The organism is Caulobacter sp. HJHS_5 (genome assembly GCF_056683955.1).
The window spans coordinates 295,199-306,433 of sequence record NZ_JBWZNC010000004.1; the positions used below are offsets into that span (position 1 = coordinate 295,199).

Annotated in this window: 13 protein-coding genes; 6 read left to right on the forward strand and 7 right to left on the reverse strand. The window is 68.8% G+C overall.

Features of this window, described 5'->3' with window-relative positions; translation table 11 throughout:
- Positions 1 to 52: 52 nt before the first annotated feature.
- Together fmt and truA are read left to right on the forward strand one after the other, a co-directional pair.
- Entirely contained in the window at positions 53 to 970 is a 918-nt protein-coding gene (gene fmt, locus ACFLIT_RS09770) for a methionyl-tRNA formyltransferase (protein ID WP_479911161.1), read from the forward strand.
- A complete protein-coding gene (gene truA / locus ACFLIT_RS09775) occupies positions 970 to 1,725 on the forward strand; it encodes a tRNA pseudouridine(38-40) synthase TruA (RefSeq protein WP_479911031.1) in 756 nt (251 codons plus the stop codon). Before fmt ends, truA begins: the two co-directional genes overlap by 1 nt.
- On the opposite strand, the gene dapE is transcribed toward truA, so the two are convergent.
- Positions 1,701 to 2,861 (reverse strand): succinyl-diaminopimelate desuccinylase, encoded by a 1,161-nt coding sequence (gene dapE / locus ACFLIT_RS09780; RefSeq protein WP_479911032.1) that lies wholly within the window; start codon positions 2,859 to 2,861, stop codon positions 1,701 to 1,703. The two genes, truA and dapE, sit on opposite strands and share 25 nt — an antisense overlap.
- A 46-nt stretch (positions 2,862 to 2,907) precedes the next feature.
- On the opposite strand from dapE, the gene ACFLIT_RS09785 reads away from it, so the two are divergent.
- The gene (locus ACFLIT_RS09785; protein WP_479911033.1) at positions 2,908 to 3,390 is read left to right on the forward strand and encodes a cupin domain-containing protein; all 483 of its coding nucleotides are present in this window, start codon (positions 2,908 to 2,910) and stop codon (positions 3,388 to 3,390) included.
- Between the two features lie 3 nt (positions 3,391 to 3,393).
- Here the strand turns inward: ACFLIT_RS09785 and thpR are convergent, their stop codons facing one another.
- Complete coding sequence (gene thpR / locus ACFLIT_RS09790; protein ID WP_479911034.1) at positions 3,394 to 3,927, reverse strand: RNA 2',3'-cyclic phosphodiesterase; 534 nt, start codon at positions 3,925 to 3,927, stop codon at positions 3,394 to 3,396.
- 64 nt (positions 3,928 to 3,991) lie between these two features.
- On the opposite strand from thpR, the gene ACFLIT_RS09795 reads away from it, so the two are divergent.
- Positions 3,992 to 4,828, forward strand: coding sequence for a TIGR01459 family HAD-type hydrolase (locus ACFLIT_RS09795; protein WP_479911035.1), 837 nt, complete (start codon positions 3,992 to 3,994; stop codon positions 4,826 to 4,828).
- 131 nt (positions 4,829 to 4,959) lie between these two features.
- On the opposite strand, the gene ACFLIT_RS09800 is transcribed toward ACFLIT_RS09795, so the two are convergent.
- From ACFLIT_RS09800 to ACFLIT_RS09820, 5 genes are all read right to left on the reverse strand, one after another.
- Positions 4,960 to 5,631, reverse strand: coding sequence for a winged helix-turn-helix transcriptional regulator (locus ACFLIT_RS09800; protein WP_479911036.1), 672 nt, complete (start codon positions 5,629 to 5,631; stop codon positions 4,960 to 4,962).
- A 58-nt stretch (positions 5,632 to 5,689) separates the two neighbouring features.
- Positions 5,690 to 6,178 carry a transcriptional repressor gene (locus ACFLIT_RS09805; protein ID WP_479911037.1) on the reverse strand — a complete coding sequence of 163 codons (489 nt, stop codon included), beginning with the start codon at positions 6,176 to 6,178 and terminating at the stop codon, positions 5,690 to 5,692.
- 35 nt (positions 6,179 to 6,213) lie between these two features.
- Positions 6,214 to 6,396: a hypothetical protein gene (locus tag ACFLIT_RS09810; protein WP_479911038.1), complete on the reverse strand. Its 183-nt coding sequence runs from the start codon at positions 6,394 to 6,396 to the stop codon at positions 6,214 to 6,216.
- An 86-nt stretch (positions 6,397 to 6,482) separates the two neighbouring features.
- The gene (locus ACFLIT_RS09815; RefSeq protein WP_479911039.1) at positions 6,483 to 7,535 is read right to left on the reverse strand and encodes a 1,9-bis(guanidino)-5-aza-nonane synthase; all 1,053 of its coding nucleotides are present in this window, start codon (positions 7,533 to 7,535) and stop codon (positions 6,483 to 6,485) included.
- A 227-nt stretch (positions 7,536 to 7,762) separates the two neighbouring features.
- The gene (locus ACFLIT_RS09820; protein ID WP_479911040.1) at positions 7,763 to 9,037 is read right to left on the reverse strand and encodes a type III PLP-dependent enzyme; all 1,275 of its coding nucleotides are present in this window, start codon (positions 9,035 to 9,037) and stop codon (positions 7,763 to 7,765) included.
- Positions 9,038 to 9,498: 461 nt separating this feature from the next.
- On the opposite strand from ACFLIT_RS09820, the gene phnC reads away from it, so the two are divergent.
- Together phnC and phnD are read left to right on the forward strand one after the other, a co-directional pair.
- Positions 9,499 to 10,290 (forward strand): phosphonate ABC transporter ATP-binding protein, encoded by a 792-nt coding sequence (phnC, locus tag ACFLIT_RS09825; RefSeq protein ID WP_479911041.1) that lies wholly within the window; start codon positions 9,499 to 9,501, stop codon positions 10,288 to 10,290.
- Positions 10,287 to 11,234, forward strand: coding sequence for a phosphate/phosphite/phosphonate ABC transporter substrate-binding protein (gene phnD / locus ACFLIT_RS09830; RefSeq protein ID WP_479911042.1), 948 nt, complete (start codon positions 10,287 to 10,289; stop codon positions 11,232 to 11,234). Before phnC ends, phnD begins: the two co-directional genes overlap by 4 nt.
- The last annotated feature ends 1 nt before the right edge of the window (position 11,235 follow it).

Sequence of the window (11,235 nt, forward strand, 5' to 3'; positions counted from 1 at the left end):
CAAGCTGGGTTCCGTGGTGGCGCCGACGGGTGCGGACCGCTACATGCCGACCATGCGAATCGCCTTCCTCGGCACCCCCGACTTCGCCGTCGCCAGCCTGGCCGCCCTGCTCGACGCGGGGCATGAGATCGCCTGCGTCTATTCGCGGGAACCGAAGCCGCGCGGCCGGGGCCAGGAGTTGCGGCCCTCGCCGGTGCACGCCTTCGCCGAGCACCACGGCCTGCCGGTGCGCACACCGAAATCGCTTAAGGCCCCGGAGGAGATCGAGGCCTTCAGGGCGCTGAACCTGGACGCCGCCGTGGTGGTCGCCTTCGGCCAGATCCTGGTGAAGGAGGTGCTGGAGGCGCCGCGCCTCGGCTGCTTCAACCTGCACGCCTCGCTGCTGCCGCGCTGGCGCGGGGCGGCGCCGATCCAACGGGCGATCATGGCCGGCGACCGGACGACGGGCGTGCAGGTGATGCAGATGAGCGTCGGGCTCGACGAAGGCGACATCCTGGCCGGCGAGACCGTGCGCATCGATGCGCTGGAAACGGCCGGTACGCTGCACGACCGGCTGGCCGCCGTCGGCGCCATGCTTCTGCCCAAGGCGCTGGATCTTATCGCCAACGGCGGCGCCTTCCCGACGCCGCAGCCGGCCGAAGGCGTGACCTATGCAAAGAAGATTACACCCGCCGAGGCGCGCATCGACTGGTCGTCGAGCGCGGTGGAGATCGACCGCCAGATCCGCGGCCTCTCGCCCTTCCCCGGCGCCTGGTTCGTCGGCCCGGACGGCAAGCGGGTGAAGGCCCTGCTCTCCCGCGTCGAGGACGGGACCGGAACGCCCGGCGAGACGCTGGACGAGACTCTGCTGATCGCCTGTGGAGACGGCGCGGTGCGGCTGCTGGCGGCGCAGCGGGAAGGCAAGTCGGCGCAGGACGCGGCGACCTTCCTGCGCGGCTATCCGATACCGGCCGGGACAAGGTTCGCCTGATGCCCCGCTACCGCCTTGTGGTCGAGTACGACGGCCGGCCCTATCGCGGCTTCCAGGCCCAGGCCGAGCTGCCCAGCGTGCAAACCGCCATCGAGCGCGCCGTCGAGGCCTTCAGCGGCGAGAACATACGCCTGGCGGCGGCCGGTCGCACCGACACCGGGGTGCACGCTACCGGCCAGGTGGTGCACATCGACCTGACGCGGCCCTGGCGGCCGCAGGTGGTGCGCGACGCCCTGAACGCCCACCTGGGCCAGGAGCCCATCGCCATCCTCTCCGCCGAGATCGCCGGCGAGGGCTGGCACGCCCGGTTCAGCGCCACCGAGCGGCGCTACATCTACCGCATCCTCAACCGCATCCCGCCGCCGGCCCTCGACAAGGGCCAGGTGTGGCACGTGAAGAAGCCGCTGGACGTCGAGGCGATGCACGCGGCGGCCCAAGCGCTGGTGGGGCTGCACGACTTCACGACCTTCCGCGATGTGCAGTGCCAGTCGAAGTCGCCGATCAAGACGCTGGATGTGGCGCAGGTCAGCCGCCACGGCGAGGAGGTGGTGCTGCATTTCGCCGCCCGCTCGTTCCTGCACCGGCAGGTGCGCTCGATGACCGGTTCGCTGGTCGAGGTCGGGGCCGGACGCTGGTCGCACGACGACCTCGTCGCCGCCCTGGAAGCCAGGGACCGCAAGGCCTGCGGCACGGTGGCGCCGGCCGACGGCCTGTGCCTCGTCGGCGTGCGCTACGACGGCGAGGTTTCGAAGTAGCGCTCGATCAGCGTCTGATAGACCTTGGCCAGGGCGCGCACCTCGGCCGTGGAGACCCGTTCGTCCACCGCGTGCATGGTCGCGCCGACCAGGCCGAGCTCGACCACCGGACAGAGGGCGCGGATGAAGCGGGCGTCGGAGGTGCCGCCGGTGGTCGAAAGATCCGGCGTGCGGCCGGTGGCGGCCTGCACGGCTTCGGAGACCAGGGCGGTGAACGGCCCCTCGCGGGTGAGGAAGGCCTCGCCACTGATCTGACTCTCGACGCTGACGGTCCCGGCGAAGCCGTCGCCCGCCGCCTCGGCCTCGGCCGCGAACCAGGCCGCCAGCTCGGCGCCGGTGTGGGCGGGATTGAAGCGGATATTCACACGAGCGGTGGCGCGCGCGGGGATCAGGTTGGTGGCCGGGTTGCCGACATCGACGGTGGTGACCTCGAGGTTCGAGGGCTGGAAGCCTTCGTAGCCCTCGTCGAGCACGCGGCCCTGCAGGCGGCCGAGCAAGGCGATCATCGGGCCGACGGGGTTGGCGGCGCGGTGGGGATAGGCGACGTGGCCCTGGCGGCCCTCGACCGTGAACCAGGCGTTGATCGAGCCGCGACGGCCGATCTTGACCATGTCGCCCAGCTCGGCGGCCGACGACGGCTCGCCGACGATACAGTGGTCGATCACCTCGCCCTCGGCGGCCAGGGCTTCGACGACGCGCTTGGTGCCGTCGACGGCGACCCCCTCCTCGTCGCCGGTGATCAGGAACGACAGGCTGCCCTTCGGCTCGCCGGACGCAAGCACTTCCGAGACGGCGGCGATCCAGGCGGCGATGCCGCCCTTCATGTCCACCGCGCCGCGTCCAAACAGAACGTCTTCGCTGACTTCGGCGGCGAAGGGATCGTGGGACCAGGCGTCGGCGTCGCCCACCGGCACCACGTCGGTGTGGCCCGCGAAGCAGAGGTTGGGGCTGGCCGCGCCGCGACGGGCGTAGAGATTCTCGATCTCGCCGAACTTCATGCGGCGGCAGGAGAAGCCCAGGCCTTCCAGCGCGCGCTGCACGAGATCCATGGCCCCGGCGTCGGCGGGGGTGACGCTCGGGCGGCGGATCAGGTCGCGCGTCAGTTCGACCGCATCGATGGGGGTGACGGAAGCCATGTCGGCTACCTAAGCTTCACGGGCATACAGAGCAACCGAGGCCGACATGCCCAAGATCGACATCGACGCCGCCCCGACCCGCATCGGAACGGGCTACCCTCCGCCCTATGACGAGCCCTGCAAGGGTCGGCGGCGATGGAAACTGGGCGACGCCGCGGGCCTGACCCAGTTCGGCGTGAACCTGCTGCGCCTGCCGGCCGGGCAATGGTCGAGCCAAAGGCACTGGCACACGGCCGAGGACGAGTTCGTCTGGGTGCTGGAGGGCGAGGTCATCCTCGTCACCGACGCGGGCGAGGTGATCATGCGGGCCGGGGATTGCGCGGGTTTCAAGGCCGGCGAGCCGGACGCCCATCACTTCCAAAACCGCTCGGATCGCGAAGCCGTGCTCCTGGAGGTCGGCTCACGACGCCCCGGAGAGGATGGCGGCCATTTCCCCGACATCGACCTGGCCCTTCCGCAGGGCGCGACGGGTTACGTGCACAAGGACGGGAGCTCTTACGCGGGCACGCGGACCCTGCGCTCGACCTGAAGGTTAAAGAAGGTACTCCCGCTCCAGCCGGTAGCGCGACCCCTCGTGGGTCTGGTGGCTGGAGTAGAGGCCGAAGCGGTCGACCTTGAACGGCGGCGACTTCAGCCAGGAATGGCGCTGCAGCCAGTCGGCGACGGCGGCCGGGTCCGGATGATTGAGGTAGGCCAGGGTGACGTGCGGGCGGTACTTGCGGGTCTCAGGCTTCAGCCCCGCCTTGCGGGCGGCGCTCTCGCAGCGGCCTTGCAGGATGCGCAGGGGCTCGCTCTCGGCGACCCCCGCCCAGACGGCGTGGATGTCCCGCCCCTCGCCGAACGCTCCGGTGCTTTCCAGCTGCAGCTCGAACGGCTTGCCGCGCACGGCCGAGAGAGCGCTGTCGAAGTCGTCGGCGGTCGGCTCGGGCAGGTCGCCGGCGAAGCGGAGGGTGATGTGGAAGGCTTCCACCGGTCGCCAGCGCGCGCCGTCGAGCCCGGCCTGGCGGCCGGAAAGGTCCTCGCCCAGTTCGTAGGGGATGGCGATGGCGGCGAACAGGCGGATCATGCGGCGAGCATAGAGGCAGGGCGGCGCGTTGACAGCAAGCGCCGGCGGCCTTAGCGGCCCGGCCATGCAAGCTATCCAGGCCCTCGCCGATATCGAAGACCGCTACGACGCCCTGCTGTGCGACGTGTGGGGCGTCATCCATGACGGCGCTCACGCCTTCGAGGGCGCGGCGGACGCCTTGGCGGGGTTCGCGGCCCGGCGCGGACCGGTACTCCTGATTTCGAACTCCTCACAGACGCACGATGTCGCCGAGCGCCTGCTGGACCGCGTGGGCGTGCCGCGCGCGGCCTGGACGCAGGTGATCACCTCGGGTGACGCGACCCGCGACCTGCTCGCCGCGCGCCGGGAAGACGGAAAGGCCTGGGCGGTGGGCCAGCCGACCGACGGAGCGATCTATCGCGATCTCGGCCTGACGTTCACCGACGACCTGACCGAGGCGGCCTTCATCTCCTGCACCGGCCTGCGGGACGATGTGAACGACCATCCGGAAGATTATCGAAGCCTGTTCGCCCCGGCCGCCGCGCGGGGCGTGCCGATGATCTGCGCCAACCCCGACATCCAGGCCATCGCGGCGGGGGTGAAGGTGTGGTGCGGCGGCTCGTTGGCGCGGGTCTACGCCGATCTCGGCGGCGAGGCAGCCATGGCCGGCAAGCCCTATCCGGCGATCTACGACCTCGCGTTCCGGGCGCTGGGCGACATCGACCGCAGGCGCGTCCTGGTGATCGGCGACGGCGCGCCGACCGACCTCAAGGGCGCCAACGCCCAGGGGCTGGACAGCCTGTTCATCGCCGGCGGGCTGCATGGCGACGCCTTCGCGGGCGATGACCTGGCGGCCGAGGCCGAGGCGTTCCTGGCCGAGGCCGGGGTCGCGGCGAGCTATGTGATGACAGCGCTGACCTAGGGGCCACCCTCGTCCTTCGAGGCCCGCTTCGCGGGCCTCAGGATGAGGGCTACTTGAGGCTCTGCGCTTCATTCGAAATCCTCCTGCTGAGGTGCGAGCGCAGCGAGCCTCGAAGCACGGGGATTTCGCCCCTAATCCGCGTCGGCCATCCAGGCCGGCTGCGGCTTGGCGGCGGCGGGAACGAAGGCGAGCAGGCGCTGGAAGGCCTTGCGGTCGCCTTTCCAGACGACCGCCCCGGATTTGACCGCGGCGTCGAGATCGCGGTCCTGGAAGACCAGGCGGTGGAAGACCTCGGGCGTGGCGGCGATCGTCGCGTCGGCTGCGCCTTTCTCCCAGGCCTCGACCCGCAGGCGCTGGCGGCCGAGGCGCACGTGGAAGGCGCGGCCCGCAAGATCGACCTTGAGGTCGAAGCGCGCGCCCTCGACCGGATGCGAGGCGGCGCGCAGGGCGAAGATCGCGGCGGCGGCGCTGACCTTGTCGTCGGTCGACGGCGCCAGCGCCGCCCAGGCCCCGAGCGCGGCCAGGGCCGGCTCCAGCTCACGGCCCCAGGGGGTCAGTTCATAGGTCCAGAGATTGGCCGCGCCGGGCAGCTGGCGGTGGGCGAGCACCCCGGCCGTGGTCAGGTCGGCGAGCCGCTGGCTGAGCACATTGGGGCTGACCCCGCGCAGATCGGCCTGCAGTTCGCCGAAGCGCCGGGGTCCGAACAGCAGCTCGCGGGCGACCAGCAGCGCCCAGCGCTCGCCCACCCGCTCCAGCGCCTGGGCGACCAGACATCCGTCATCGTAGCTGCGCTTGCCCGCCATGGCCGCCTCCCGACTTCGTAATCGGGACTATTCGCTAGCGAAGCCGAACCGGCAAGCCTCAGGCTTGGCAATCCGCGCACTTGCCGTGCGCCTCGATGGTTACGTGGGAGACAGCGTAGCCGGCCAGAGCCCCGGCGTCGGCGATGCCCTTGGCGGCCGAAGGATCGACCTCGCGGGTCGCGCCGCAGCAATCGCAGATCAGGAACGCGGCGTCGTGGCCCGCCTCGCCCATGCGGCAGGCGACATAGGCGTTGAGGCTCTCGATGCGGTGCGCGAAGCCCTGCTTTTCGAGGAACTCAAGCGCGCGGTAGACGGTCGGCGGCTTGGCCGGCTTGCCGTCGGCGCCGAAGGCCGCGATCAGGTCGTAGGCCTTGGCCGGCTGCCCGGTCTCCAGCAGCAGTTCGAGCACGCGGCGGCGCGGCGGCGTCAGCTTCTGCTCGGCCGCGACGCAGCGCGCCTCGGCGGCGGCGAGCTCATGCGCGACCGCATGAGCGGCCAGCCCGTGCTCATGGGCGTGATCGTGATCGCAATGCGCGGTGTGGGCCATGCCTTAGAGGTATGGCGCCAGCGCGAGACTCGCAACTAATCGGCCTTTGGGTTGATGCCCGCGACGCTGTCGCGGGGGTCCGGACCATCGGGACCGGCGGAGTTCTTCTCGCGCTCGGCGGTTTTATCGCGCGCCTTGTCGGAGACCAGCCCATCGCGGTCGCCGAGCGGCTGCGCATCGTTAGCCTCGCGGCCCTTGGAGTTAAGATCGTCGGTCATCGGCATCCTCCTGACCCCAGAAGGAAAACGCCCGGCGGAAGGGTGTTCCCGCCGGGCGCCGATCGCATTGCAGATTTGGACTCGGCTTACTTGCCGAACAGCTTGGCCCAGCGCGGCTTGGTGCGGCTCTTCCAGGCTCCGCGGTGATAGGCGTCCGAGCCGATCAGCGGCACCACGGTGGTGGCCTCGGCGAAGACCATCTGTTCGAAGGTGGTCTGCACCTTGCCCCAGGAAGCGGCTTCCTTGAGCGTCGAGGAGGAGCAGGCGCCGTCGCGCACGTCGGCCACGGTGATCTGCACGGCGTATTTGTGCATCTCGGCCTCGACGCCGAGGATTTCGGCGCAGACCACGGTGTCCTGCGCGAAGTTCTTCGGCACGCCGCCGCCGACCATGAACAGGCCGGTCGAGCCCGCCGCGATCTTGATGTCGGTCAGTTCGCGGAAGTCGGCGATGGCGTCGAGCATCATGTAGGGCTGGCCGGCGGCGGCCCGCTCCTTCTGGTGCTTCACCAGGCCGAAGCCGGCGGAACTGTCGACGAAGGCCGGGCAGAAGATCGGCACGCCTTCCTCATAGGCGGTCTGGATCAGACTGCCGGGCTTCTTGGCGTTGCCTTCCGAGAGCCACTTGCCCATTTCCCAGATGAACTCGCGCGAGGAATAGCCGCGCGGCTCGAGACGGTTGGCGATCTCCAGGATGGTGTGGTCGCAGGCCTGGAGCTCTTCCTCGTCGATATAGGTGTCGTAGATGCGGTCGATGTAGTTGTCGCGCAGCACATTGTCGTCGACGGGGCCGGCGGCCTGGTAGTGCTTGAAGCCGAGGGCTTCGAAGAAATCCATGTCGACGATCGAGGCGCCGGTGGCGACCACCGCGTCGATCATCCCGAACTTCACCATGTCGCGGTAGACGTGCATGCAGCCGCCGGCCGAGGTCGATCCGGCGAGGATCAGCCAGGGCGAGCAGGCCTTGTCTTCCAGGGCCATGTTGAAGATGTCGGCCGCGCGGGCGGTGTCGCGCGAGCTGAACGACATCTTGCGCATGCTGTCGATGATCGGGCGGGCGTCGAACGAGGTGATGTCGACGTGCTCGACGGTGTTCTGCAGCAATTCGGCCTTGGCGTTCGGAGGAACGGGAGCGTTCATCGGTCGGGTTTCCCTGAAAGTTGAGCGCCCGTCCTGCAGAAATCCTCCGGCCCGGACGGAGCGACGGGCCGCAAGGTCCCCGGTCTAACCGGGAGATTCGATGGATTTGCGGCAGCCCTGAAACGCGGGACGCCGCCGCTCAAACGCGCCGCGACGGCATTAGTGCAGCAAAAGGAGGAAAGCCAGCCCCCGCCGCGGGGTTCGACACGGCGGAGGCCGGGATTCTCTTAGCGGCGACGCTTCTTCTGGCCCGCCCGTCCCTTGGGACGCGAAAGCCGGACGACCTTGCGGGCGTTCTCCTCGGCGGTGGTGCGCACCGTGGGGATCGAGCGCTTGGCCAGGCCGTACATCGAAGCCATCGGGGCGTCTTCCACCACCACGGTCTCGGTCTCGCCGAAGCCGTTGAAGCGGGTCGACATGGCCACGCCGTAAGCGCCGAGCATGCCGATCTCGATGTAGTCGCCTTCCTGCACGTCTTCCGGCAGCCAGAAGGGGCCCTGCATGGCGTCGACGCTGTCGCAGGTCGGGCCGTAGAACTTGAAGGGCTTCAGCGCGCCTTCGACTTCCACGGCGTCGCCGCCTTCCGAGCGATAGAGCTTCACCGGGAAGGGCCACTTCATGTGCGCGGCGTCGAACAGCGAGCCGTAGGACCCGTCGTTCAGATACAGCGCCTCGCCCTTGCGCAGCTCGACCTTGGTGAGGATCGAGGAGGCTTCCGCCACCAGCGCCCGACCGGGTTCGCACCACAGCTCGGTGGTGTCGTGCACCATCATCTCGGCGAAGCCGCGGTCGATGCTGTCGAGGTATTCGGACAGGTCCGGCGGGGCCATGCCCGGGTAGATCGACGGAAAGCCGCCGCCGACGTCGACGACATCGGCCAGCACGCCGGCGCGCACCAGGGCGCGCGAGGCCTGGGCCATGGCGGCCTGGTAGGCCGTCGGCCGCATGCACTGGCTGCCGACGTGGAACGACACGCCCATCAGATCCTGAGTGGCGCGGCGGGCGGCCAGCATCAGGCTGGGCGCCTCATAGGACGGCACGCCGAACTTGCCCGACAGCGAGTAGGCCGCGCCTTCCGCCTCGACGCCCATGCGGACGATGAGGTTCAGATCCTTGGCCTGGCCGGTGGCGTCGATGATCTTGGCCAGTTCGTCATGGGTGTCGAACGAGAACGTCCGCACGCCGTGATCGAAGTAGGCGGCGCTGATCGCCCTGCGGCTCTTCACCGGATGCATGAAGGCCATGCGCGAGCCCGGGGCGTATTCCGCCACCAGCTCGATCTCGGCGACCGAGGCCACGTCAAAGGAATTGACGCCGGCGTCCGCGAGCTCGCGGATCACCCACGGCGAAGGATTGGCCTTCACCGCGTAGAAAACGTCACCCTTAAATTCGTTCTGGAACCAGCGCGCCGCTACCGCCACCGCGCCCGGTCGCACGAGTGCGACAGGACGTTCCGGCGACCGCTCACGGACCAGGTCCAGGGGTTTATGGTACGTGTGCAATTCACGTAGCCCCCGATAGCAGTTGAACCCAGGCCGGCGTTAGCAGCGCAGATGGACACGGGGTCCGCCGGAACGCGCGGAAATAGGGATATCGATCGGGCTTGTAAAGGGCTGATTTCCGCCCTCGGCGAGGGGTTTCGCGACAGTTCCGCGAAACGGGATCAATTCACGCCCTTACTGGACCTCGACTCGGGCGTTCAGGAGCAGATCGAGCGATGATCTGCAGAGCGGAAGTCTCCGCGAACCAAAGAGTCGCAGGGTTGCTGAAGGTGAATCAAGCGTTAGCGAGGGGACCTTTCAAACGGCCCGGAACCGCCTTCGGATAGGCCGGGCGCGAAACTCCTACGAAGGAAGTCCCGGCGAACGGCCGCATGGGGCGGCAACCCGGTCGCGCCGGCCTAAAAATGTTTTCCACAGCCCTTCCATCAAGGGGTTGCCTGTGTGGTAGGACTCGCCTCCGCATGACGAGCGAAGCCGTTCTTTCGATCCGTGGGGTCGCCAAGACCTTTGGCAAGCGGCGCGCCCTGGACGGCGTCTCGCTGGACGTCGCGCGCGGCGAGATGATCGCCCTGATCGGCCCCTCCGGCTCCGGCAAATCCACCCTGCTGCGCTCGATCGACGGCCTGCAGACCATCGACGACGGCGGCTCGATCGACGCCTTCGGCGGCAAGGTGCAGGCCAAGGGCAAGGTCTCCGACAAGGTGCGCGAGGCGCGCATCCGCATCGGCTTCATCGCCCAGTCGTTCAACCTGGTGGGCCGGCTGACGCTGTTCACCAACGTCGCCCTCGGCTCGCTGGGCCGCATCCCGTTCGCGAAGGGCCTGCTGGGCCTGTGGCCGCGCGAGACCAAGGAGGCCGCCATGGCCGCCCTGGCGCGGGTGGGCGTGGCCGACTACGCCGCCCAGCGGGCCAACACCCTGTCCGGCGGCCAGCAGCAGCGCGGCGCCATCGCCCGCGCCCTGGTGCAGAAGGCCAAGATCATCCTCGCCGACGAGCCGGTGGCCAGCCTCGACCCCGTCTCGGCCCGCAAGGTGATGGAGATCCTGCGCGACCTGAACCTCACCGACGGCCTGACGGTGATCGTCACCCTGCATCAGGTCGACTACGCCCTACGGTATTGCGACCGCGTGGTCGCCCTGAAGGCCGGCAAGAAGGTCTACGACGGACCGGCCGGCGGCCTCGACAAGTCCAAGCTTATCGACATCTACGGCCCGGAATTCGAAGACGTGTTCTGGGAAGGAGCCCCCAAATGATCCTTCAAGCTCCCTTCAGGCGCACCTTGATGCTCCTCGCGGCGGCGAGCCTCGCCCTCGCCGCCTGCGGTGAAAAGAAGGCGGCCGGCGACGCCGCCGGCCAGGAGCTGAACTTCTCCGTCCAGCCCGCCGAGGGCGCCGATCTGGCCACCCAGCACTGGACGCCGCTGATCAACGACCTGAACCGCAAGACCGGACTGAAGGTGAAGCTGTACCTGTCGCCGAACTACACGGTGCTGGTGCAGGCCATGCAGCACAACCAGACCCAGATCGCCTGGTTCTCCGCCCTGCCGGCCGTGGAAGCGACCAACCGCGCCAACGCCGAAGTGTTCGCCCGCACCGTCGATGAGCAGGGCCGCACCACCTACACCTCGGTGATCCTGGCGCGGAAGGGCGCGGGCCTCACCGTCGACAAGCTGATGAAGTGCGACAAGACGCTGAACTTCGGGATCGGCGACGCCAAGTCGACCTCCGGCACGCTCGCGCCCAAGACCTTCCTGTTCGACCCGAAGGGCGTGACGCCGGAACAGTGCTTCAAGCAGGTGCGCAGCGCCAACCACCAGGCCAACATGCTGGCCGTGGCCAACGGCCTGGTCGATGCGGCGACCAACAATTCGACGGGCCTGACCTTCTACCGCACGGGGACGCCCGAGGCGCAGGCCGCCTTCGCCAAGACCGAGGTGATCTGGGAGAGCCCGACCCTGCCGGAGAGCGCCATGCTCTATCGCAAGGACCTCGATCCGGCGGTGAAGGAGAAGCTGCGCCAGTTCTTCCTGACCTACGGCACGGCGCCGGGACCGGAAGGCGACAAGGAGCGCGAGAACCTGAAGCTGCTGAAGTACTCGAAGTTCGAGGCCGCCGACGACACCTACCTCGCCCCCATCCGCGCGATGATGGAAGCCCAGGAAAAGGCCGACAAGGCCGCCGCCGAGAAGGCCAGGTAGC

What these genes read in the sequence shown, in the direction of transcription:
- fmt (WP_479911161.1), top strand. Translation starts at nt 53, where the DNA reads ATGCGAATCGCCTTCCTCGGCACCCCCGACTTCGCCGTCGCCAGCCTG.
- ACFLIT_RS09785 (WP_479911033.1), top strand. Translation starts at nt 2,908, where the DNA reads ATGCCCAAGATCGACATCGACGCCGCCCCGACCCGCATCGGAACGGGC.
- truA (WP_479911031.1), top strand. Translation starts at nt 970, where the DNA reads ATGCCCCGCTACCGCCTTGTGGTCGAGTACGACGGCCGGCCCTATCGC.
- phnD (WP_479911042.1), top strand. Translation starts at nt 10,287, where the DNA reads ATGATCCTTCAAGCTCCCTTCAGGCGCACCTTGATGCTCCTCGCGGCG.
- ACFLIT_RS09810 (WP_479911038.1), bottom strand. Translation starts at nt 6,396, where the DNA reads ATGACCGACGATCTTAACTCCAAGGGCCGCGAGGCTAACGATGCGCAG.
- phnC (WP_479911041.1), top strand. Translation starts at nt 9,499, where the DNA reads ATGACGAGCGAAGCCGTTCTTTCGATCCGTGGGGTCGCCAAGACCTTT.
- dapE (WP_479911032.1), bottom strand. Translation starts at nt 2,861, where the DNA reads ATGGCTTCCGTCACCCCCATCGATGCGGTCGAACTGACGCGCGACCTG.
- ACFLIT_RS09800 (WP_479911036.1), bottom strand. Translation starts at nt 5,631, where the DNA reads ATGGCGGGCAAGCGCAGCTACGATGACGGATGTCTGGTCGCCCAGGCG.
- ACFLIT_RS09805 (WP_479911037.1), bottom strand. Translation starts at nt 6,178, where the DNA reads ATGGCCCACACCGCGCATTGCGATCACGATCACGCCCATGAGCACGGG.
- thpR (WP_479911034.1), bottom strand. Translation starts at nt 3,927, where the DNA reads ATGATCCGCCTGTTCGCCGCCATCGCCATCCCCTACGAACTGGGCGAG.
- ACFLIT_RS09815 (WP_479911039.1), bottom strand. Translation starts at nt 7,535, where the DNA reads ATGAACGCTCCCGTTCCTCCGAACGCCAAGGCCGAATTGCTGCAGAAC.
- ACFLIT_RS09795 (WP_479911035.1), top strand. Translation starts at nt 3,992, where the DNA reads ATGCAAGCTATCCAGGCCCTCGCCGATATCGAAGACCGCTACGACGCC.